General features: G+C 66.1%; 31 protein-coding genes. All 31 read right to left on the bottom strand.

What is annotated here, in order from left to right:
* Positions 1–14 precede the first annotated feature (14 nt).
* The 31 genes from ACN9M6_RS14770 to rplP all read right to left on the bottom strand — a co-directional run bounded on the left by ACN9M6_RS14770 (position 15) and on the right by rplP (position 17,124).
* Positions 15–974 (bottom strand): UDP-glucuronic acid decarboxylase family protein, encoded by a 960-nt coding sequence (locus ACN9M6_RS14770; RefSeq protein WP_419163640.1) that lies wholly within the window; start codon positions 972–974, stop codon positions 15–17.
* Positions 971–2,299: a UDP-glucose dehydrogenase family protein gene (locus ACN9M6_RS14765; protein ID WP_419163639.1), complete on the bottom strand. Its 1,329-nt coding sequence runs from the start codon at positions 2,297–2,299 to the stop codon at positions 971–973. The genes ACN9M6_RS14770 and ACN9M6_RS14765 overlap by 4 nt, the downstream gene beginning before the upstream one ends.
* A 65-nt stretch (positions 2,300–2,364) precedes the next feature.
* Positions 2,365–3,321, bottom strand: a complete 957-nt coding sequence (locus ACN9M6_RS14760) for a GDP-mannose 4,6-dehydratase (protein ID WP_419163772.1) — start codon at positions 3,319–3,321, stop codon at positions 2,365–2,367.
* 23 nt (positions 3,322–3,344) lie between these two features.
* Positions 3,345–4,322: a porphobilinogen synthase gene (gene hemB, locus ACN9M6_RS14755; protein ID WP_419163638.1), complete on the bottom strand. Its 978-nt coding sequence runs from the start codon at positions 4,320–4,322 to the stop codon at positions 3,345–3,347.
* Positions 4,315–5,124, bottom strand: coding sequence for a uroporphyrinogen-III synthase (locus ACN9M6_RS14750; RefSeq protein ID WP_419163637.1), 810 nt, complete (start codon positions 5,122–5,124; stop codon positions 4,315–4,317). The genes hemB and ACN9M6_RS14750 overlap by 8 nt, the downstream gene beginning before the upstream one ends.
* Positions 5,125–5,149: 25 nt before the next feature.
* Positions 5,150–5,341, bottom strand: coding sequence for a 50S ribosomal protein L28 (gene rpmB / locus ACN9M6_RS14745; protein ID WP_419163636.1), 192 nt, complete (start codon positions 5,339–5,341; stop codon positions 5,150–5,152).
* A gap of 7 nt (positions 5,342–5,348) precedes the next feature.
* A complete protein-coding gene (locus tag ACN9M6_RS14740; protein WP_419163635.1) occupies positions 5,349–5,852 on the bottom strand; it encodes a hypothetical protein in 504 nt (167 codons plus the stop codon).
* An 18-nt stretch (positions 5,853–5,870) separates the two neighbouring features.
* Positions 5,871–6,233, bottom strand: a complete 363-nt coding sequence (gene rplQ, locus ACN9M6_RS14735) for a 50S ribosomal protein L17 (RefSeq protein ID WP_419163634.1) — start codon at positions 6,231–6,233, stop codon at positions 5,871–5,873.
* Positions 6,223–7,326 carry a DNA-directed RNA polymerase subunit alpha gene (locus ACN9M6_RS14730; RefSeq protein ID WP_419163633.1) on the bottom strand — a complete coding sequence of 368 codons (1,104 nt, stop codon included), beginning with the start codon at positions 7,324–7,326 and terminating at the stop codon, positions 6,223–6,225. The genes rplQ and ACN9M6_RS14730 overlap by 11 nt, the downstream gene beginning before the upstream one ends.
* Before the next feature lie 72 nt (positions 7,327–7,398).
* The gene (gene rpsD / locus ACN9M6_RS14725; RefSeq protein ID WP_419163632.1) at positions 7,399–8,031 is read right to left on the bottom strand and encodes a 30S ribosomal protein S4; all 633 of its coding nucleotides are present in this window, start codon (positions 8,029–8,031) and stop codon (positions 7,399–7,401) included.
* Entirely contained in the window at positions 8,032–8,412 is a 381-nt protein-coding gene (gene rpsK / locus ACN9M6_RS14720; protein WP_419163631.1) for a 30S ribosomal protein S11, read from the bottom strand.
* Between the two features lie 41 nt (positions 8,413–8,453).
* Complete coding sequence (rpsM, locus tag ACN9M6_RS14715; RefSeq protein WP_419163630.1) at positions 8,454–8,834, bottom strand: 30S ribosomal protein S13; 381 nt, start codon at positions 8,832–8,834, stop codon at positions 8,454–8,456.
* On the bottom strand, positions 8,835–8,951 hold the full coding sequence (gene rpmJ / locus ACN9M6_RS14710) for a 50S ribosomal protein L36 (RefSeq protein WP_419163629.1): 117 nt from the start codon (positions 8,949–8,951) through the stop codon (positions 8,835–8,837).
* Positions 8,952–9,032: 81 nt separating this feature from the next.
* Positions 9,033–9,251: a translation initiation factor IF-1 gene (gene infA / locus ACN9M6_RS14705; protein ID WP_419163628.1), complete on the bottom strand. Its 219-nt coding sequence runs from the start codon at positions 9,249–9,251 to the stop codon at positions 9,033–9,035.
* A gap of 1 nt (position 9,252) precedes the next feature.
* On the bottom strand, positions 9,253–10,032 hold the full coding sequence (gene map, locus ACN9M6_RS14700; RefSeq protein ID WP_419163627.1) for a type I methionyl aminopeptidase: 780 nt from the start codon (positions 10,030–10,032) through the stop codon (positions 9,253–9,255).
* Positions 10,029–10,691: an adenylate kinase gene (locus tag ACN9M6_RS14695; RefSeq protein WP_419163626.1), complete on the bottom strand. Its 663-nt coding sequence runs from the start codon at positions 10,689–10,691 to the stop codon at positions 10,029–10,031. Before ACN9M6_RS14695 ends, map begins: the two co-directional genes overlap by 4 nt.
* The gene (locus ACN9M6_RS14690; RefSeq protein WP_419163625.1) at positions 10,691–10,870 is read right to left on the bottom strand and encodes a hypothetical protein; all 180 of its coding nucleotides are present in this window, start codon (positions 10,868–10,870) and stop codon (positions 10,691–10,693) included. Before ACN9M6_RS14690 ends, ACN9M6_RS14695 begins: the two co-directional genes overlap by 1 nt.
* A complete protein-coding gene (secY, locus tag ACN9M6_RS14685) occupies positions 10,867–12,051 on the bottom strand; it encodes a preprotein translocase subunit SecY (RefSeq protein ID WP_419163624.1) in 1,185 nt (394 codons plus the stop codon). Before secY ends, ACN9M6_RS14690 begins: the two co-directional genes overlap by 4 nt.
* A gap of 3 nt (positions 12,052–12,054) precedes the next feature.
* On the bottom strand, positions 12,055–12,495 hold the full coding sequence (gene rplO / locus ACN9M6_RS14680) for a 50S ribosomal protein L15 (RefSeq protein ID WP_419163771.1): 441 nt from the start codon (positions 12,493–12,495) through the stop codon (positions 12,055–12,057).
* Between the two features lie 10 nt (positions 12,496–12,505).
* Positions 12,506–12,688 carry a 50S ribosomal protein L30 gene (rpmD, locus tag ACN9M6_RS14675; protein WP_419163623.1) on the bottom strand — a complete coding sequence of 61 codons (183 nt, stop codon included), beginning with the start codon at positions 12,686–12,688 and terminating at the stop codon, positions 12,506–12,508.
* A gap of 4 nt (positions 12,689–12,692) precedes the next feature.
* A complete protein-coding gene (gene rpsE / locus ACN9M6_RS14670; RefSeq protein ID WP_419163622.1) occupies positions 12,693–13,214 on the bottom strand; it encodes a 30S ribosomal protein S5 in 522 nt (173 codons plus the stop codon).
* A gap of 12 nt (positions 13,215–13,226) precedes the next feature.
* Positions 13,227–13,604: a 50S ribosomal protein L18 gene (rplR, locus tag ACN9M6_RS14665; RefSeq protein ID WP_419163621.1), complete on the bottom strand. Its 378-nt coding sequence runs from the start codon at positions 13,602–13,604 to the stop codon at positions 13,227–13,229.
* A 32-nt stretch (positions 13,605–13,636) separates the two neighbouring features.
* Positions 13,637–14,179, bottom strand: coding sequence for a 50S ribosomal protein L6 (gene rplF / locus ACN9M6_RS14660; protein ID WP_419163620.1), 543 nt, complete (start codon positions 14,177–14,179; stop codon positions 13,637–13,639).
* A gap of 58 nt (positions 14,180–14,237) precedes the next feature.
* Entirely contained in the window at positions 14,238–14,636 is a 399-nt protein-coding gene (gene rpsH, locus ACN9M6_RS14655; protein WP_419163619.1) for a 30S ribosomal protein S8, read from the bottom strand.
* A gap of 1 nt (position 14,637) precedes the next feature.
* Entirely contained in the window at positions 14,638–14,823 is a 186-nt protein-coding gene (locus ACN9M6_RS14650; RefSeq protein WP_419163618.1) for a type Z 30S ribosomal protein S14, read from the bottom strand.
* 63 nt (positions 14,824–14,886) lie between these two features.
* Positions 14,887–15,462 (bottom strand): 50S ribosomal protein L5, encoded by a 576-nt coding sequence (rplE, locus tag ACN9M6_RS14645; protein ID WP_419163617.1) that lies wholly within the window; start codon positions 15,460–15,462, stop codon positions 14,887–14,889.
* Between the two features lie 16 nt (positions 15,463–15,478).
* Positions 15,479–15,826 carry a 50S ribosomal protein L24 gene (rplX, locus tag ACN9M6_RS14640; protein WP_419163616.1) on the bottom strand — a complete coding sequence of 116 codons (348 nt, stop codon included), beginning with the start codon at positions 15,824–15,826 and terminating at the stop codon, positions 15,479–15,481.
* A gap of 26 nt (positions 15,827–15,852) precedes the next feature.
* Complete coding sequence (rplN, locus tag ACN9M6_RS14635; RefSeq protein WP_419163615.1) at positions 15,853–16,221, bottom strand: 50S ribosomal protein L14; 369 nt, start codon at positions 16,219–16,221, stop codon at positions 15,853–15,855.
* Between the two features lie 13 nt (positions 16,222–16,234).
* Positions 16,235–16,504 carry a 30S ribosomal protein S17 gene (gene rpsQ / locus ACN9M6_RS14630; protein ID WP_419163614.1) on the bottom strand — a complete coding sequence of 90 codons (270 nt, stop codon included), beginning with the start codon at positions 16,502–16,504 and terminating at the stop codon, positions 16,235–16,237.
* Complete coding sequence (rpmC, locus tag ACN9M6_RS14625) at positions 16,497–16,712, bottom strand: 50S ribosomal protein L29 (protein WP_419163613.1); 216 nt, start codon at positions 16,710–16,712, stop codon at positions 16,497–16,499. Before rpmC ends, rpsQ begins: the two co-directional genes overlap by 8 nt.
* 1 nt (position 16,713) lies before the next feature.
* Positions 16,714–17,124 carry a 50S ribosomal protein L16 gene (rplP, locus tag ACN9M6_RS14620; protein ID WP_419163612.1) on the bottom strand — a complete coding sequence of 137 codons (411 nt, stop codon included), beginning with the start codon at positions 17,122–17,124 and terminating at the stop codon, positions 16,714–16,716.
* Positions 17,125–17,128 lie beyond the last annotated feature (4 nt).

The raw sequence follows: 17,128 nt of genomic DNA, 5'->3' as shown, positions 1-17,128 counted from the left end.
TCCTCCCCGGCCGATCACCCCGGAGTCGTCTCCAGCCGGCCAAGCGAGTGTAGCTCCCGAAAGTAAGCTACGGTCCGCGCCAGGCCGACCTTCAGCGGAATTCGCGGCGCCCAACGCAGCACCGACAAGGCGAGCGAGATATCCGGACACCGCACCTTCGGGTCGTCGGCGGGAAGCGGACGGACCTCAAGGGCGGACGCGGAACCGGCGGTCGCGAGGACGAGGTCGGACAGCTCCCGGATTGTGTACTCCCCCGGGTTGCCCAGGTTCACCGGGTCGTGAATGTCGGCGTTGAACAGACGCCAGATCCCCTCCACCAGATCGGACACGTAACAGAAGCTGCGAGACTGCGAGCCGTCGCCGTACAGGGTGAGTGGCTCCCCGCGCAACGCCTGTACGATGAAGTTCGACACGACGCGACCGTCGTCCGGGCGCATGCGAGGACCGTACGTGTTGAAGATCCGCACGATCCGCGAGTCCACCCCGTGCGAGCGGTGATAGGCCATGGTCAGCGCCTCGGCAAAGCGCTTCGCCTCATCGTACACGGCGCGCGGACCGACCGGGTTCACGTTACCCCAGTACGACTCGGGCTGGGGATGGACGAGGGGATCGCCGTAGACCTCCGAGGTGGAGGCCAGCAGGAGCCGGGCGCCCCGCGCCCTCGCCAACCCCAGGGCGTGGTGCGTGCCGAGGGCTCCCGCCTTCAGTGTCTGGATCGGAAAACGGAGGTAGTCCACCGGGCTCGCCGGCGAGGCGAAGTGAAAGATGCCGTCGACATCCCCCTCGATCTCCAGCTGCTGCGAGACGTCACGCTCCAGCAGCTCGAAGCGGGGCTCGTCCTCGAGGTGCGAGAGGTTTTCCCGCCTCCCGGTGATCAGATTGTCCACGCCAAGCACCGCGTGCCCCTCGGCGAGCAGCCGGTCGGTCAGGTGTGAGCCGAGGAAGCCCGCGGCCCCGGTGACCACGAGTCTCATGCGGCCGCCTGCGGACCGACATGGCTCCGGCCGATCGGGTAGTGCTCGAATCCCAGCGACGCCATGTGCTCCGGATCGAACACGTTGCGCCCGTCGAACACGATGGGACGGGCCAGGCGGTCCGCGACCGCGGTCCAGTCGGGCCGGCGGTACTGGAGCCATTCCGTCGCGACGATGAGTGCGTCGGCGCCGTTGAGGGTCTCGTATTCGTCCGCACCGTATTCGATCTCGTCACCGAGGTAGAACTCGCGCGCGTGGTCCATCGCGACGGGGTCGTGCGCCACGACCGAAGCCCCGCGCTCCCGCAGCGCTTCGACGATCGCACGCGAAGGCGCCGCCCGCATATCATCGGTCCGAGGCTTGAAGGCGAGCCCCCAGAGCGCGAACCGCAGCCCTGAGAGATCGTCACCGAACCGCTGCCGGATCTTGCGCACGAGCACCGTTTTCTGCCGGTCGTTGGCATCGTTCACCGCCCCGAGGACGGTGAGGTCGACATCGTATTCGGCAGCCGACCGGATGATCGCCTGTACGTCCTTCGGGAGGCAGCTTCCGCCGTACCCGGTACCGGCGTAGAGGAATGCAGGCCCGATGCGGGGGTCCGTGCCGATCCCCCGCCGGACGTGCTCAATGTCGGCGCCGGTCCGCTCGCACAATTCTGCGAACTGGTTCATGAGACTGATCCGCACGGCGAGCATCGCGTTCGCCGCGTACTTCGTGAGTTCGGCCGAGGCGATGTCCATGAAGATCAGCGGGTTCCCCGAGCGAATGAACGGCCCGTACAACTCCTCCATGCGGCTGCGGGCATAGTCCGTATCGACGCCGCACACCACCCGATCGGGATACATGAAGTCGCCGACCGCGTCACCTTCCTTCAGAAACTCGGGGTTCGAGCACATGTGGAACGGAGCCTCGGTGCGGCGCGCGATCTCGGCGCGGACGATCTCGCTCGTCCCCACGGGTACAGTACTCTTCATGACGACGACCGCATGCGGCCGCAGATGTTCCCCGATCATTCCCGCGGCGGCGCGCACGAAGTCGAGGTCGGCGTACCCGTCCTCGCCGGGCGGCGTGCCGACCGCGACGAATATGGCCTCTGCCGTCCGGATCCCCTCCACGGGGTCGGTCGTGAATCGCAGCCGACCCGCCGCGAGATTCTCCGAGATCAGGGGCTCTATCCCCGGTTCGTAGATCGGGACGTCGCCCGAGTTGAGCTTCCGGACAATCTCCCTGTCGACATCGGCGCAGGTCACGCGGTTTCCGGCTCCGGCCAGACACGAGCCCACCACGAGCCCCACATACCCGGTGCCGATTACCGTGACTTCCATCGCCGTCTCCGTTCCTTCTTGTTCAGTTTTTTCGTTCAGTTGATGAAAAGCGGCGACCACCGTCGTCAGGCGACGGCGGATGTCCCGATCCAGTCCAGCGTGTCCCGCGCGCAGGCCCGCAGGTCGCGCTCCGCGCGCCACCCGGTCGCCCGCCGCAGACGGCGCGGGTCGCCGATCGCGGCGTCCGGCTCGCCTCGCCGCACGAGGGTCGAATCGGGAATGATCTCGGGTTCGATCTCCGCCGACTCGATGACCCACTCCAGGAGGCGCCGAATCGTCGTGCCGGTCCCGGAACACACGTTGTACGCCCTGTGCGCCGGACCGTCCAGAGAGGCCAGCGCCCTCAGCGCCCCGACGCCGTCGCGCACGTCGGTGAAATCCCGCACCACATCCAGATTGCCGACGGCGAGCCGGGCATGGGCGGCCCCGCGACGGATGGCCAGTGCGCGGCGGCAAAAGCTCGGGAGGACGAACACGGGTCTCTGGCCCGGGCCGATGAGCGGGAACAGCCGTGCCACGACGACCTCTACGCCCAGTGCGGTGCCGGCCCCCCGGGCGATGACGTCCTGCGCGGCCTTCGTGGCACCGTACACGCTCACCGGCCGCAGCGGCGTGCGCTCGGAGATCGGACCGTCGGCGCCGCGGCCGTAGGCGTCCGCGGAGCCGGCCACGACAACGCCCTGCACTTCCGCCGGGGCCCGGGCCGCAGCTTCAACGACGTTGAGTGTGCCCGCGCCGTTCACCTCGAGCGCGTCGGCGGGCCGCACCCCGGCCTCGGCGCTCGAAGAATACCCGGCCAGGTGGAAGATCCGGTGCGGGCGGGCGGCCGCGACCACCGCAGCCACCGTCGCGGCGTCGCGCACATCCAGCCGCTGCCAGTCGGCCGCGGCGCGCTCGGCCGGCGACAGGGTCCCGGCCGCGGGCCTTCCGTCGAGCGAAGTGGCCGTGACCTCGCAGCCCCGCGCCAGCAGGTGCGCAACCAGGTGCTGTCCGACGAAGCCATCCGCCCCCGTGACCAGCATCCTCACCGGACCTTCCCCGCCGGCTAGAGGGTACGCGCGAGCTGTCGCGCGGCATAGGTGACGATCAGGTCCGCTCCGGCGCGTCGGATCGCGTACGCCGCCTCGAGCCGCGCGGCCCCGGCATCCAGCCAGCCCCGGGCGCCCGCCGCTTCGATCATCGCGTACTCGCCGCTCACCTGGTAGGCGGCCGTCGGCATCCGGAATTCGTCTTTGATGCGCCGGACGATATCGAGGTTCGGCAGCGCGGGCTTTACCATCACGATGTCCGCACCCTCCGCGACATCGAGAGCGACTTCGCGGATGGCCTCATCGGAGTTCCGAACGTCCATCTGATACCCGCGCCGATCCCCGAATGCGGGAGCCGAGTCGGCCGCATCGCGGAACGGCCCGTAGAAGACGCTCGCGTACTTGGCCGCATAGGACAGGATCGCCACATCCTCGAGGCCCGCTTCGTCCAGCGCAGCCCGGATGGCGCCGACGCGGCCGTCCATCATGTCGGACGGCGCGACGACATCGGCTCCCGCCGCCCCGTGACTTACGGCTTGTGCCGCCAGTCGCTCGAGCGTCGCGTCATTGGCGACGGTTTCCCCGTCGAGCACCCCGCAATGACCGTGATCGGTATACTCGCACAGGCAGACGTCAGTGATCAGCACCAGGTCCGGTAGCGCGTCGCGCAGCGCCCGGAGGGCCCGCTGGACCACCCCCTCCGCATGATCCGCGCGCGAACCTCGGGCATCCTTGCTCGCGGGAAGACCGAACAGGAGGACGGCCCGGATGCCTTCGTCGAAGGCCGCACGCGCCTCCTCGACGACAGCCTCGACGCTGAGCCGGTCGACTCCCGGCATCGAAGCGACCGGCGTGCGAGGCGGTCCCCGGTCATCCACGAACATCGGGTAGATGAGATCGGACGCTTCAAGCCGTGTTTCCCGAACCAGTTCTCGCATGGCCGCCGTGCGGCGCAGGCGACGCGACCGGACGTTCGGAAAGGACGCGTCAGGCATGACGTTGTACCTCCGCGGCGCGGCCCGGCCGCTCCGCCGCTCCGACCAGGGCGTCCACGAGGCCGGCCATCGTGTGCGTCTCCGCGACCAAATGCACGGGTAATCCCAGATCGGCCAGCGTCGCCCCCGTCACGGGGCTGATCGCGGCCACCAGCGCCCCCCCGGTCTGCGGGCCCACGAGTTGCACGAACGCCCGGGCGGCGGACGAGGCCGTGAAGGTCAGCCAGTCCCCGCGGCCAAGCTCGATGAACTCCAGCAGGAGGTCTCGGACGGTCCAGTTCACGTCGACCGCGTAGGCAGGGGCGACGTCGACCTGCGCTCCGGCCGCGAGCAGCCGATCCCGCAGAACGGGCCGCGCGCCCTCGGCCTGGACGAGGAGCACCCGCGTCCCTGCGCGCAGTGGCGGCGGGATTTCGGCAACGATGCTGTCGGCGAGCGCCTCGCCACGGTAGACCCGCGGTACGAGGCACTCCACACCCCAGGCAACTCTGGCTGCGTCTGAAGTCGACGGTCCCACGGCGGCCAGCCGGCATCGGGAGAGAGCGTCGGCGCAGCCCGCGTTCCGGGCAGCAACCGCGAGACGCTCGACCGCATTGACGCTCGTGACCGCGACCCAGTCGTACTCCGGGAGGTGCGCCGCCCGTCGCTGGAACGTCCCCGGATCGGAGGGTCCGACCAGACGGATCGTGGGCGCCGTGGTGACGGTCGCTCCAGCCGTCTCGAGCCGGGCGCGCAAAGGAGCCGCCTGTCCGGGCGGGCGCGTGACGAGCACATGCTGGCCCGCGAGGGGGACGGCGGTCATCGCGAGATGTGGGCGGTCCGCGTCCTCAGGACGCCTTGACGACTTTTCCCGCCTTGATGCACCGCGTGCACACGCGCACACGAAGACGCCCCGAATCCTCCACGATCCTCACGCGCTGAAGGTTCGGCATGAACCGCCGTTTGCGCTTGTTGTTCGCGTTGCTGACATGGTTCCCGACGCCGGGCCCCTTGCCGCATACGTAACAGAAATTCGCCATGACCCGCTCAGTGTACCAGCACGGAATCGGCCAGGAGGAAGGTGGGGGAGATGGGGATCCTCTCACCCATTCCCTCCTGCACCGCCCCCGAGGTGACCCACGCCACGCCGATTGAATCGTTATACGTGAAGATCTGCCCCGATACGAACACGCTGTCGCCGCCGTAGATGGTGATGTTGGCCATCCTCAGGCGCTGGATCGGGTCGGACTCCATCAGGACCGGATAGGCGACGCTGTCACTCAGAGCCAGCGCGAAGGCGCCCTGCCCGAGGCCCGTCGCCACGCGGATACCCTGGATCACGACCCGACGCCCCAGCGCCGCCCGCGGATCCGCCATGAGGTCACCGGCGTTCAGATCCCGTTCCGCGTCCAGGGCGGCTTCCTCGGCCTCGACGCGTGCCATCTCGATCTCGCGAGATTGGAGGTTGAGCCAGTACATGAACGTGCCCATGGCCGCCAGCGCCACGATGCTGAGGATCACGCCAAGCCCGCCTTCACCTCTGTTGGACATGTGTCTTCTCCTGGTTCCTCACGCCTCGCGATCAGTGAACTCGATGAGCGCCAACTCCGCTCCGTCGCCCTTCCGCGCCCCCAGCTTCAGAATCCGGGTGTATCCGCCCGGTCGCTGTGCAAAGCGGGGACCGACATGCTCGAAGAGCTTTCGCAACGCCGCCCGATCCGCGATCTGCCGGCCAGCGAGCTGGCGGCTGTGCAGATCGCCTCTCTTTGCCAAAGTGATGAGCTTTTCCGCGAACGGCCGCAACTCCCTGGCCTTCGCCTCGGTCGTCCGGATCCGTTCGTGCATGATGAGGCTCGTGGCCATATTTCGCAGCATCGCCTTCCGATGGCTGCGGGTCCGGCCGAGCTCCCGCCCCTTCTTTCTATGTCTCATCGTCGCTCCGGGCCCCGTTCTCCGCCAGATCATCCAGCCGATACAGGTTGCCGTCGTCATCCCGTGCGAAAGACATCCCGAACCGGAGGCCGTGCTGCCCAAGCACCTCGGCGATCTCCTCGAGAGACTTCTCTCCGAAGTTCTCCAGACGCAGGATCTCGTCACGAGAGCGCGCGACAACATCACCCAGCGTACTGATGTTCTGCCGCTCGAGCGTGTTCCTCGAACGCGCGGAAATCTCGCTGAACTCGTCGAGCGGACGGTCGAGCAGTTCCGCCAAGTCCGAATCGACGGGTTCTCCGCCGTTCTCATCCGCGGCCGGCTCGGCCTCGTCTCCGAGCGTGGGTACGCTCCCCACCTGGCTGAAGTACGACAGGTGCAGGCGCGCAATCTCCGCCGCCTGCGACACCGCTTCGGCCGGGTTCAACGCCCCGTTCGTCTCGACATCGACTTCGAGCCGATCGAAGTCGGTGCGCTGACCGACGCGAGTCTCCCTTACAGAGAAATTGGCCCGCGTCACGGGGTTGTAAACGGAATCGATCCGTATCGTCCCGACGGGAAAGTCACGCCTCTCGTCGGACTCATCCGGGTGCTCGTGCTGCTCGGCCATCACGAAGCCGCGGCCGCGATTCACCCACAGCTCGAGCGTGAGAGGCCGATTCTCAGGCAGATCTTCCTGCAGGGTGAACAGGAGCAGATCCGGGTTGACCACGCGGATGGAGGCGTGCTGCCGAATCCGGCCCGCCGTCACCGGACCGGCCTTGTGCGCCGACAGCGAGAGCTTCGCCTCATCCTCGCCTTCATCCATGACCAGGACGAGACGTTTCAGGTTCTGGATGATCTGATGAACGTCCTCCGCGACCCCGTCGACCGTCTGGTGCTCGTGCTGAACCCCGTCGGCCCGGAACGCCCACACCGCCGCGCCGGGTAAAGAGGACAGCATGATCCGTCGGATCGAGTTGCCGATCGTGTGTCCGAACCCGCGCTCCAGAGGCTGGAGGAGGAAAGATGCATGCGCACCCTCCTCAGACCGCTTCTGTTCCTCCATCGCTTCCGGAAGCACGAGGCCGGCAAGGTTTACCGACACCGTCATATGCACTCCACTCCTGTTTCACTCAGCCAAGGTCTCGGCGGCCGGACGTGCAAGACGCCGGCCGGGGCGGGTCTACTTGCTGTAGAGTTCCACGATCAATTGTTCTTCGACTGCCAAAGGAATGTCGGATCTCGACGGCCGCTCGAGCATGCGTCCGGTCGCCGTGTCGTAGTCGACCCCCAGCCACGAAAGCTGATCGCGCGACCGGCGATCCTCGATCGCTTCAATCACGACCGGCAGCCGCCGCGCCCGAGGCGCGACAGACACCTCCGCGCCCGGCGCCACGGAGAAGCTGGGCACGTCGACCGTCGCCCCCTCGACCCGCACGTGGCGATGTCGAATGAGCTGGCGCGCCGCCTTGCGCGAAGGGGCGAACCCGAGGCGATAGACGATATTGTCCAGCCGGCTCTCGAGCGTGACGAGCAGGTTTTCACCCGTGACGCCCGGGACGCGCGAAGCCTTCTCGAACAGCGACCGGAACTGCCTCTCCGCCAGGCCGTAGATCCGCTTCACCTTCTGCTTCTCCCGCAACTGCACGGCGTATTCCGACTGCCGACGACGACGACGACCTCCGCCGTGCTCGCCCGGAGGGAAGGCGCGGCGCTCGATGGCGCATTTCTCCGTGAAGCAGCGTTTGCCCTTGAGGAAGAGCTTCTCTCCCTCGCGGCGGCAGAGCCGGCACACGGGGCCCGTATAGCGAGACATCTAGACCCTCCGCTTCTTCGGCGGACGACACCCGTTGTGCGGGATCGGCGTCACGTCCTTGATGGACCGGATGGCGAGCCCGGCGGCCTGTAGCGCCTGGATCGCCGATTCGCGGCCCGAACCCGGCCCCTGCACCTCGACATGCACACGCCTCATGCCCATGCCCGTGGCCTCCCGCCCCACGGTCTCGGCCGCGATCGTCGCGGCGAAGGGCGTGGACTTCTTGGAGCCCTTGAACCCCGCCTTTCCGGCGCTGGCCCAGGCGACCGTGTCCCCGGTCAGGGTCGTGATCGTGATGATCGTATTGTTGAACGTCGCCTTGATGTGGGCGACGCCCTCGGCGTCGACCTGACGCTTCTTTTTTCGTACCGGCTTCGCCATTCCCTACGCGTTCTCCGGTTGTAGAGACGTTGTGGCCGCGCTTACTTGCGGGGCGCTTTTTTCTTCCCGGCCACGGCGCGCCGCGGCCCCTTCCTGGTCCGGGCGTTCGTATGCGTTCGCTGGCCGCGCACGGGCAGGCCCCGCCGATGCCGGATCCCGCGATAACATCCGATGTCCATCAGACGCTTCACGTTCATCGAGGTCTCCGTACGGAGTGAACCCTCGACCTTGTAGTGGTTTTCGATGACCCGGCGTAGCCGGTTGACATCATCATCGGACAGCTGATAGACCCGCACGTCCCCGTCCACGCCCGTTTCGGCGAGTATATTGCGTGCCGTCGAGTGGCCGATTCCGTAGATGTAGGTGAGGCCCACCTCGATCCGCTTGTTCCGCGGAAGATCGACTCCGGCTATGCGTGCCATTTATCCCTGCCGCTGTTTATGCTTGGGATCGCGACTGCAGATCACCCGCACGATACCGCGCCTGCGGATGACTTTGCAGTGCTCACAAATGCGCCTGACGCTCGAACGAACCTTCATCTGCCGTCCTCTTGGTGGCGGTTCGATGGCAACCCTTTAGAATATCAGCCCGAACCGATCCGAACAATGTAATCCCCCGACTCACTTGTATCGGTAGGTGATCCGCCCTTTCGTCAGATCGTAGGGCGACAGCTCGACCGCCACTCTGTCCCCGGGCAGGATTCTTATGTAGTTCATTCGAATCTTGCCGGAGACGTGGCACACGATCTGATGCCCGTTCTCAAGTTCCACTCGGAACATCGCGTTGGGAAGCGCCTCGGCGACTTCCCCCGTCATCTGGATCGGCTCTTCCTTCGCCAAGTCAGCTCTCCCCCGCTCGCGCCGGACTCGCTACGCGCGTCAGAACCTGCGGCCCCTCCACCGTAACGGCCACCGTATGCTCGAAATGGGCCGACAGGCGTCCGTCCGCGGTCACGACCGTCCACTCATCGTCCAGCGTACGGATCTCGGGCCGGCCCGCGTTCACCATCGGTTCGATGGCGATGACCAGCCCCGCCTTCATCCGGAACCCGCGGCCGCGCACCCCGTAGTTGGGGACCTGCGGCTCCTCGTGAGGCGCCTCTCCCACGCCGTGACCCACGAGTTCGCGGATCACGCTGAAGCCGGCGGCTTCGATGTGAGTCTGGATCGCGCAACCCAGGTCGCCGAGCTGCGTCCCCGGCCGCGCGGCGTCGACGCCCACCTCCAGCGCCGATCGCGTGACGTCGAGCAGGCGTTCCGTGGCCGGCGCCACCTCGCCGACGGGGATCGTCACCGCCGCGTCCGCAAAAAGCCCGCCCTGCTTGACCCCCACGTCGACGCTCAGGATGTCGCCGGCCTCAAGCCGCCGCCGAGACGACGGTATCCCGTGCACCACCTCTTCGTTGACGCTCGTGCAGAGCGTGGCCGGAAACCCGTACAGCCCCTTGAAGGCGGGGATCGCACCCGGGTGATCGCGGATCATGGCCTCGGCCATCTCGTTGAGCTCGCCGGTGCTCCGCCCCGGCATCGCCTGCTCCGTAGCCATCTCCAGCACTTCCGCCACGATCGCGCCAGCCTCGGCGATCGCCTCGATCTGGGCAGGCGACTTCAGCCGAATCAACCCACCGCCTCCGCGCAGCGCAGCGTCTCGAGCAGGCGATCCCGGACGGCTTCCGGGCTTCCCAGACCATCCACGGCGGTCAACCCCGTCTCGGAACTCGCATAGTACGCGAGCAGAGGCTCGGTCTGCTCGCGGTACACCGAGAGCCGGTTCCGGACGGTCTCCGCGCGATCATCGGATCGCTGAATGAGGGAGGCTCCGCAGGCCGGACACGGCGAGGCGTCACCCACGAGCCTCACGTGGGTCACAAGGCCGCACGCTTCGCAGACTCGCCTCCCGGAGATCCGTTCGACGAGTTCCTGCTCGGGAGCTTCGAGCGAGAGTACGGCGTCGAGCCCGATCCCGCGTGCGGTGAGCAGCTCGGCGAGTCCGTCCGCCTGCGCCACCGTCCGGGGAAAGCCGTCGAGAAGGAATCCGCAGGCCGCCTCCGGGCCGTCGAATGCTTCGGAAATGAGGCCCAGCACAACCTCATCCGGCACCAGGTCGCCGGCCTCGTAGTAGACGCGAACCCTATCGCCGAGCCGGGTGCCGGCCTTCAGCGCCGCCCGAATCATGTCACCGGTCGAGAGTCGCGGGATGCCGAATCGCTCCGCCAGGAGCTCACCCTGCGTGCCCTTCCCGACCCCCGGGGGGCCCATGATGATCAGTCGCACACCCATCACAGGTATCGTTGTCTGCCTCGATACTTGACCCTCCCCTTCTTCATGAACCCCTCGTACTGACGCAGCAGAAGATGTTGCTGCAGTTGCTGCATCGTATCGAGAGCGACACCTACCACGATCAGCAGGGAGGTGCCGCCGAAGAAGAAGGTCTGAAGGTCGAAGATCGAGAAGATCACGTAGGGCAGCACCGCGATGAGCGCGAGATATGCATGGCTCCGGGCAGCGTGATCCGTGTCAGCACGTGATCGATATAGTCGGCCGTCTTCGCACCGGGCTTGACGCCCGGGATGAACCCGCCCTGGCGCTTGAGGTTCTCCGCCAGGTCTGACGGGTTGAAGATGATCGAGGTGTAGAAATACGTGAAGTAGACGATGAGAACGATATACAGACCGTAGTACCATGACGTCCCCACCTGGAGCGCCTGGCTCATCTCGTAGATGAATCGGCGCGCTCCGGAGCTGCCGGGCCCCGGGTTGCCCATGAACGCTGCGAGCGTCCCCGGAATGATGATGATCGACTGCGCGAAGATGATCGGCATGACGCCGGCGGAGTTGATCCGGAGCGGAATGAACGACCGCTGGCCCTCCCGGATCCGGCCCCTCCCAACGACTTTTCTCGGGATCTGGACGGGGATCTTGCGCTGGGCCATGGTCAGCGCGACGACCGCCGCCATTACGGCGACGAGCGTGGCGGCAAGCAGGATCAGCTTCATCAGCGAGATGCCGCCCGCCTGATAGAGCTCGAACGTATTGATCACCGCGCCGGGGAAGCCCTGCAGGATCGAGAAGAAGATCAGGAGCGACATGCCGTTGCCGACGCCGCGCTCGGTGATCTGTTCGCCCAGCCACATCACGAATACGCCCCCGGTGGTCAGCATCAGGACCGTGAGGAGGCGGAAGCCGAGCCCGGGATCGAGCACCGCCCCGGGTTGCGACTCCAGGAACAGCGCATAGGTGTACGCCTGCCCGATGCACAGCAGGACCGTCGTATACCGCGTCCACTGGGTGAGTTTGCGCCTACCCTCCTCACCCTCCTTCTGCAACTTCTCGATCGCGGGCATGACGGCGGAGAGCAGCTGAAACAGAATGCTGGCCGAAATATACGGCATGATACCGAGCGCGAAGACGGTCGCGCGCTGCAGGCCGCCGCCCACGAACAGGTCGTAGATGCCGAACAGCGTGCCCTGGAACTGTCCGGCCAGCTGCTGCAGGGCCACCACGTCCACGCCCGGTGTCGTAATGTGCGAACCCAGCCGATAGAGGCCCAGGCAGAGCAGGGTGAAGAGGATCTTCGCCTTGAGCTCCGGCACCTTGAAGATGTTCGCGGCCGCCGCCGCCGCGTTTCGAGCGTTCGCCATGTCTTACTCGATCACCCGGGCGGTGCCCCCGGCGGCTTCGATCTTCTCGCGTGCCGAGGCGCTGAAGGCGTGAGCCTGAACGTCGATGGCCCGGCTCACGTCACCGCGTCCGAGGATCTTGACCGGCCCACCGGTGCTGCGGATGACCCCGCTCGCGCGGAGGGTCTCCGGATCGATCCCGCTGCCTTCGACCCGTTCCAGGTCGGACAGGTTCACGATGTGCCACTCCGTGCGTTGGTGCGGCTTGAACCCCCGCTTGGGTGTACGCCGATAGAGCGGCATCTGTCCGCCCTCGAACCAGGCCGGTATGGAAGCGCCGCTACGCGACTTCTGGCCCTTGTGACCGCGGCCCGATGTCTTGCCCAGTCCCGACCCGCGGCCTCGGCCCCGCCGCTTCGCGGACGACTTCGAGCCCCGGGCCGGCGAGAGATTGTCGAGCCCGATCCGCTCTCGTTCACCCATGGCTCTTCACCTCCTCGACTTCGACGAGATGCGCCACGGCGTGGATCATCCCGCGGATCGCGGCGTTGTCCGGCTGTACGACCTGGTCCTGGTGATGCCGGAGTCCGAGGGCCCGGAGGGTGTCGCGCTGCTTTCGCTGCGCGCCCAGGCCGCTCTTCACTTGTCGAATCTTCAACTGCTCACCCACGCATGGCCTCCCGAATCGTGGCCAGATCCACTCCACGCTCGACCGCGACCTGTTCCGGCGTGACGAGGTCCTGGAGGCCGCTCATCGTCGCACGGACGATGTTGAGCGGATTGTTCGTGCCGAGGCTCTTGGTGAGGATGTCCTGTACTCCTGCGCATTCCAGCACGGCCCGAACGGGTCCGCCGGCGATCACGCCGGTTCCCGGGCCGGCGGGCTTGAGCAGCACCCTGCCGGCCCCGTGCCGCCCGAGGATCTCGTGCGGGATGGTCCCGTTCACGATCGGCACCTGGACCATGGCCTGGCGGGCCTGCTCGAATCCCTTGCGGATCGCCTCTGCGACTTCGTTCGCCTTGCCCAGAGCCATACCCACGCGGCCCTGCCCGTCGCCAACGGCGACGAGGGCAGTGAACGAAAAGCGTCGACCCCCCTTGACGACTTTCGAAACGCGATTGATGAAGATGACGTTCTCCTTGAAGTTGTCACCGTCGGCGCGCCGTTTCCCACCTCTAGCCATGAAAACCTCTCGTCAGAATCGGAGACCGCCGTCACGAGCGCCTTCCGCAAACGCTCGCACCCGGCCGTGATAGGGATAGCCCCCACGGTCGAACACGATCTCGTCCACCTCGGCGCCGACCGCCGTCTCCGCCAGCTTCTTGCCCGCCAGATACGCCTCGGCAGTCTTGCCGGAGCGCTCGCCCGCATCGCCGTCCGTCCCGGAGCGCGTCGAAACGCCAAGCAGCGTGACGCCCAGGTCATCGTCGACCAGCTGACCCTCCACATTTCGCAGGCTCCGGAACACGACGAGGCGCGGCCGTTCCGCCGTCCCGCGGATCTTCTTCTTGATCCGGGCGTGACGCCGCGTTCGGAGTCTATGCCTTTGTTTCGTCCGGCCCCTGATGTCCATCGTCTTCCTGCTCTCTCGTAGTCTCGGCGGGATCAGCTGGCCGCGGTCGCCTTGCCGGCCTTTCGGCGCACGTGCTCGCCCACGTAGCGAATCCCCTTGCCCTTGTAGGGTTCGGGCGGACGAATGGCGCGAATCTCCGCCGCCATCTGCCCCACCTTCTCCTTGTCGATCCCCATCACTTTCACGAGCGTCGGCGACTCCAGACCGAACGCGACGCCGGACGGAGGCTCCATCGCGACCGTGTGGCTGTACCCGACGCTGAACACGAGGGTTTCGCCCTTCTGTTCCGCCTTGTACCCGACGCCGTGGATCTCCAGCCGCTTCTCATATCCCTCCGACACGCCCGTAACCATGTTCGCGATCAGCGACCGTGTGAGCCCGTGCAATGCACGCTGCCGGGCCTCATCGGAGGACCGCGCCACCGACACCAGGCCGTCGGACAACGTGATCGTCATGTCGGGGTCGAACGAGCGCGCGAGTTCGCCCCGCGGACCCTCCACCCTCACGTGCTGGCCGTCGATCCTGACGTCGACGCCGTCCGGCACGGGGATCGGCAGCTTTCCGATTCTCGACACTTATCTGCTCCCTCGGGTTCGCGCGCCGGCGCAACTGTCCGGCGGCCCCGCGACCCGCTCAGTAGACTCTGGCGACGACTTCGCCCCCGACGCGTTGTCGGCGGGCTTCACGGTCGGTCATCAGTCCGTTCGACGTCGACAGGATCGCGATTCCCATGCCGGCACGGACCTTGGGGATCGAAGTCGCGTCCACGTATTTCCTCAGTCCGGGTTTCGAAACGCGCTCAAGCAGCCGGATGACGGGACGGTCGTCGGGCGTGTACTTCAGGTACACGCGCAGGCGACCATGACGATTGTCATCCAGCACCTTGTAGCCGCGCACGAAGTGGTTCTCCGCCAGGATCCGCGCGATCTCGATCTTGATCTTCGAGAGCGGGATGTCGACCCGACGGTGTCCCGCCCGGCCGGCATTGCGGATTCGCGTCAGCATGTCCGCGATCGGATCGGTCATGCTCATATCACCAGCTCGCTTTCCGGACTCCGGGGATCTCTCCGCGTAGCGCCTGCTGCCTGAAGCAGATCCGGCACAGGCCGAACTTCCGCATGTACGCGCGGGGACGGCCGCACCGGTTGCAACGCCGGACGGTCCGGGAACTGAACTTCGGTTTCCGGTTCGCCTTCTGGATCAAAGCCGTTTTTGCCATACGGTCTTTCCTGAGTTGAGCCGTCCAGCGGCCCGGGCGGAGCGACGTTCCGCCAACGGAACGCTAGATGACGACCGGGACCTCGTCGCGAAACGGCATCCCCATCTCGCGGAGCAAAACGAGCGCTTCGTCGTCGCGAGTGGTCGTCGTGACAAACGTAATGTTGAGACCGTGGATCTTGACGATCTCGTCGTAGTCGACTTCGGCGAAGACCATCTGCTCCTTGATCCCCACCGTGTAGTTGCCGCGACCGTCGAACGCCCGGCTGCGGAATCCTCGAAAGTCCCGAATACGCGGCACGGCCGTACTGATGAAACGGTCGAGAAACTCGTACATGCGCGTACTGCGAAGCGTTACCATGGTCCCGATCGGCATTCCCTCGCGCAGACCAAAGTTCGAAATGGCGATGCGCGCCCGCGTGATGACGGGCCGCTGCCCGCTGATCACCGCGATTTCGTTCGCGGCGGACTCCAGCAGCCGGGGATTGTCTTTCCCGTCGCCGAGTCCGGCGTTGATCACGATCTTCTCGAGCCTGGGGATCTGGTGCGGATTTTCGAAACCGAAAGTTGCCGCGAGCTTCGCCCGGACCGTTTCGTCGTAGTGTTGCCGCAGACGCGGCTTTCCGTTTTCCGAACTCATCGTTCCCTGTCGCCCCTCAACCAGGAGTCGGGATCGGGTTGTCGCAACGCTTGCAAATCCGCTCGATCGTGCCGTCCGCGTCGTGCCGTCGCCGAGTCCGCACCGGTTCGTCGCAGTGAGGACACACAAGCATCACGTTCGAGACGCGGATCGGCTCTTCGTGCGTGACGATTCCGCCTTCCGTGATCCCGCCCTTTGCGTTGGCCGAGGGCCGCTTGTGATGCTTCCGCATGTTGACATCCTGCACCACGACGAGCCCCTGCGATGGGATCGTGCGCAGCACCTGCCCCTGGCGCCCGATATCGTTGCCGGCGATCACCTGGACGGTGTCCCCGGTTCTCATATTCAGCTTCTTCTGCGTCATAATCGGCTCGAATCCTCGCTCGGCTCTCAGATCACTTCGGGCGCAAGCGATACGATCTTCATGAACTTCTTCTCGCGCAGTTCGCGCGCCACCGGCCCGAAGATGCGGGTCGCGGTGGGCTCTCCGGCGTCGTTGACGATCACCGCAGCGTTCTCGTCGAAGCGGATGTAGCTGCCATCGCGCCGGCGGCTCTCCTTGGCGGTCCGTACGACGACCGCGCGAACCACCTGGCCCTTCTTTACGTTCCCGTGCGGCGTCGCGTCCTTGATGGTCGCCACGATCACGTCCCCTACTCGAGCGTACCGGCGACGCGACCCTCCGAGCACCCGAATGCACAGGGCTCGGCGAGCTCCGGAGTTGTCCGCAATTTGGACCATCGACTCCTGCTGAATCATTTCGTGTCCCTCGCTAATCCGGCCGCTGGACCAGTTCGAGAACGCGCCAGCGCTTGAGCCGGGACAGCGGCCGGGTCTCTTCGATCCGGACCACGTCGCCAACTCGGTATTCGTTCGTCTCGTCGTGCGCCTGGTATCGCTTGCGCCGGCTCACCTGCTTGCCATACAGCGGGTGCGGAAGCCTTCGTTCAACGGACACCACGACGGTCTTGTCCATTCGGTCGCTCACGATCGTACCGAGCCGGACCTTGCGTCGACCTTTCGCCGCAGATTGGTCAGCCAACCTGGTTCTCCTCGCTACGTGCCCGATCGACCTGCACGGTCTTCATTCGGGCGATGTCTCGGCGCAGCGTTCGAAGCAGCAGAGGGTTCTCCAGCTCCTCGAACGCCGACCTGTATCGCAGGCGCGCCACCTCGTTCGTGGCGCGCGCGAGTTCCTCCGCGAGTTCCTCGTCGGTGAGTTCGCGAATCTCCGTCGCGTCCAGCGGCACCCTAGTCCTCCCGCTCCAGGAAACGTGTCTTGATCGGAAGCTTCGCGGCCGCCAGTTGCATTGCCCGCTTCGCGAGCTCGACGTCGACGCCCTCGAGTTCAAACATCACCCGCCCCGGCTTGACCGGCGCAACCCAGTACTCGGGGTTTCCCTTCCCCTTCCCCATCCGGGTTTCCGCCGGCTTCTGCGTCAGCGGCTTGTCGGGGAAGATCCTGATCCAGACTTTCCCGCCACGTTTGATGTGACGCGTCATTGCCACACGGGCGGCCTCGATCTGCCGGTTCGTGATCCAGCCCGGCTCGAGCGCCTGCAGCGCGTAGTCACCGAAGGAAACCTTGTTGCCGCGGTGCGCGCTGCCACGCAGGCGACCCTTCTGCTGTTTTCGGTATTTGATCCGCTTCGGTTGCAGCATGTCT

It is taken from the genome of Candidatus Palauibacter sp., assembly GCF_965197445.1.
Classification (GTDB): Bacteria; Gemmatimonadota; Gemmatimonadetes; order Palauibacterales; family Palauibacteraceae; genus Palauibacter.
The sequence above is the reverse complement of the archived record's forward strand: the minus strand, read 5'-3'. Positions and strand labels throughout refer to the sequence as shown.

What these genes read in the sequence shown, in the direction of transcription:
- ACN9M6_RS14770 (WP_419163640.1), bottom strand. Translation starts at nt 974, where the DNA reads ATGAGACTCGTGGTCACCGGGGCCGCGGGCTTCCTCGGCTCACACCTG.
- ACN9M6_RS14765 (WP_419163639.1), bottom strand. Translation starts at nt 2,299, where the DNA reads ATGGAAGTCACGGTAATCGGCACCGGGTATGTGGGGCTCGTGGTGGGC.
- ACN9M6_RS14760 (WP_419163772.1), bottom strand. Translation starts at nt 3,321, where the DNA reads ATGCTGGTCACGGGGGCGGATGGCTTCGTCGGACAGCACCTGGTTGCG.
- hemB (WP_419163638.1), bottom strand. Translation starts at nt 4,322, where the DNA reads ATGCCTGACGCGTCCTTTCCGAACGTCCGGTCGCGTCGCCTGCGCCGC.
- ACN9M6_RS14750 (WP_419163637.1), bottom strand. Translation starts at nt 5,124, where the DNA reads ATGACCGCCGTCCCCCTCGCGGGCCAGCATGTGCTCGTCACGCGCCCG.
- rpmB (WP_419163636.1), bottom strand. Translation starts at nt 5,341, where the DNA reads ATGGCGAATTTCTGTTACGTATGCGGCAAGGGGCCCGGCGTCGGGAAC.
- ACN9M6_RS14740 (WP_419163635.1), bottom strand. Translation starts at nt 5,852, where the DNA reads ATGTCCAACAGAGGTGAAGGCGGGCTTGGCGTGATCCTCAGCATCGTG.
- rplQ (WP_419163634.1), bottom strand. Translation starts at nt 6,233, where the DNA reads ATGAGACATAGAAAGAAGGGGCGGGAGCTCGGCCGGACCCGCAGCCAT.
- ACN9M6_RS14730 (WP_419163633.1), bottom strand. Translation starts at nt 7,326, where the DNA reads ATGACGGTGTCGGTAAACCTTGCCGGCCTCGTGCTTCCGGAAGCGATG.
- rpsD (WP_419163632.1), bottom strand. Translation starts at nt 8,031, where the DNA reads ATGTCTCGCTATACGGGCCCCGTGTGCCGGCTCTGCCGCCGCGAGGGA.
- rpsK (WP_419163631.1), bottom strand. Translation starts at nt 8,412, where the DNA reads ATGGCGAAGCCGGTACGAAAAAAGAAGCGTCAGGTCGACGCCGAGGGC.
- rpsM (WP_419163630.1), bottom strand. Translation starts at nt 8,834, where the DNA reads ATGGCACGCATAGCCGGAGTCGATCTTCCGCGGAACAAGCGGATCGAG.
- rpmJ (WP_419163629.1), bottom strand. Translation starts at nt 8,951, where the DNA reads ATGAAGGTTCGTTCGAGCGTCAGGCGCATTTGTGAGCACTGCAAAGTC.
- ACN9M6_RS14695 (WP_419163626.1), bottom strand. Translation starts at nt 10,691, where the DNA reads ATGGGTGTGCGACTGATCATCATGGGCCCCCCGGGGGTCGGGAAGGGC.
- secY (WP_419163624.1), bottom strand. Translation starts at nt 12,051, where the DNA reads ATGGCGAACGCTCGAAACGCGGCGGCGGCGGCCGCGAACATCTTCAAG.
- rpsE (WP_419163622.1), bottom strand. Translation starts at nt 13,214, where the DNA reads ATGGCTAGAGGTGGGAAACGGCGCGCCGACGGTGACAACTTCAAGGAG.
- rplR (WP_419163621.1), bottom strand. Translation starts at nt 13,604, where the DNA reads ATGGACATCAGGGGCCGGACGAAACAAAGGCATAGACTCCGAACGCGG.
- rpsH (WP_419163619.1), bottom strand. Translation starts at nt 14,636, where the DNA reads ATGAGCATGACCGATCCGATCGCGGACATGCTGACGCGAATCCGCAAT.
- ACN9M6_RS14650 (WP_419163618.1), bottom strand. Translation starts at nt 14,823, where the DNA reads ATGGCAAAAACGGCTTTGATCCAGAAGGCGAACCGGAAACCGAAGTTC.
- rplE (WP_419163617.1), bottom strand. Translation starts at nt 15,462, where the DNA reads ATGAGTTCGGAAAACGGAAAGCCGCGTCTGCGGCAACACTACGACGAA.
- rplX (WP_419163616.1), bottom strand. Translation starts at nt 15,826, where the DNA reads ATGACGCAGAAGAAGCTGAATATGAGAACCGGGGACACCGTCCAGGTG.
- rplN (WP_419163615.1), bottom strand. Translation starts at nt 16,221, where the DNA reads ATGATTCAGCAGGAGTCGATGGTCCAAATTGCGGACAACTCCGGAGCT.
- rplP (WP_419163612.1), bottom strand. Translation starts at nt 17,124, where the DNA reads ATGCTGCAACCGAAGCGGATCAAATACCGAAAACAGCAGAAGGGTCGC.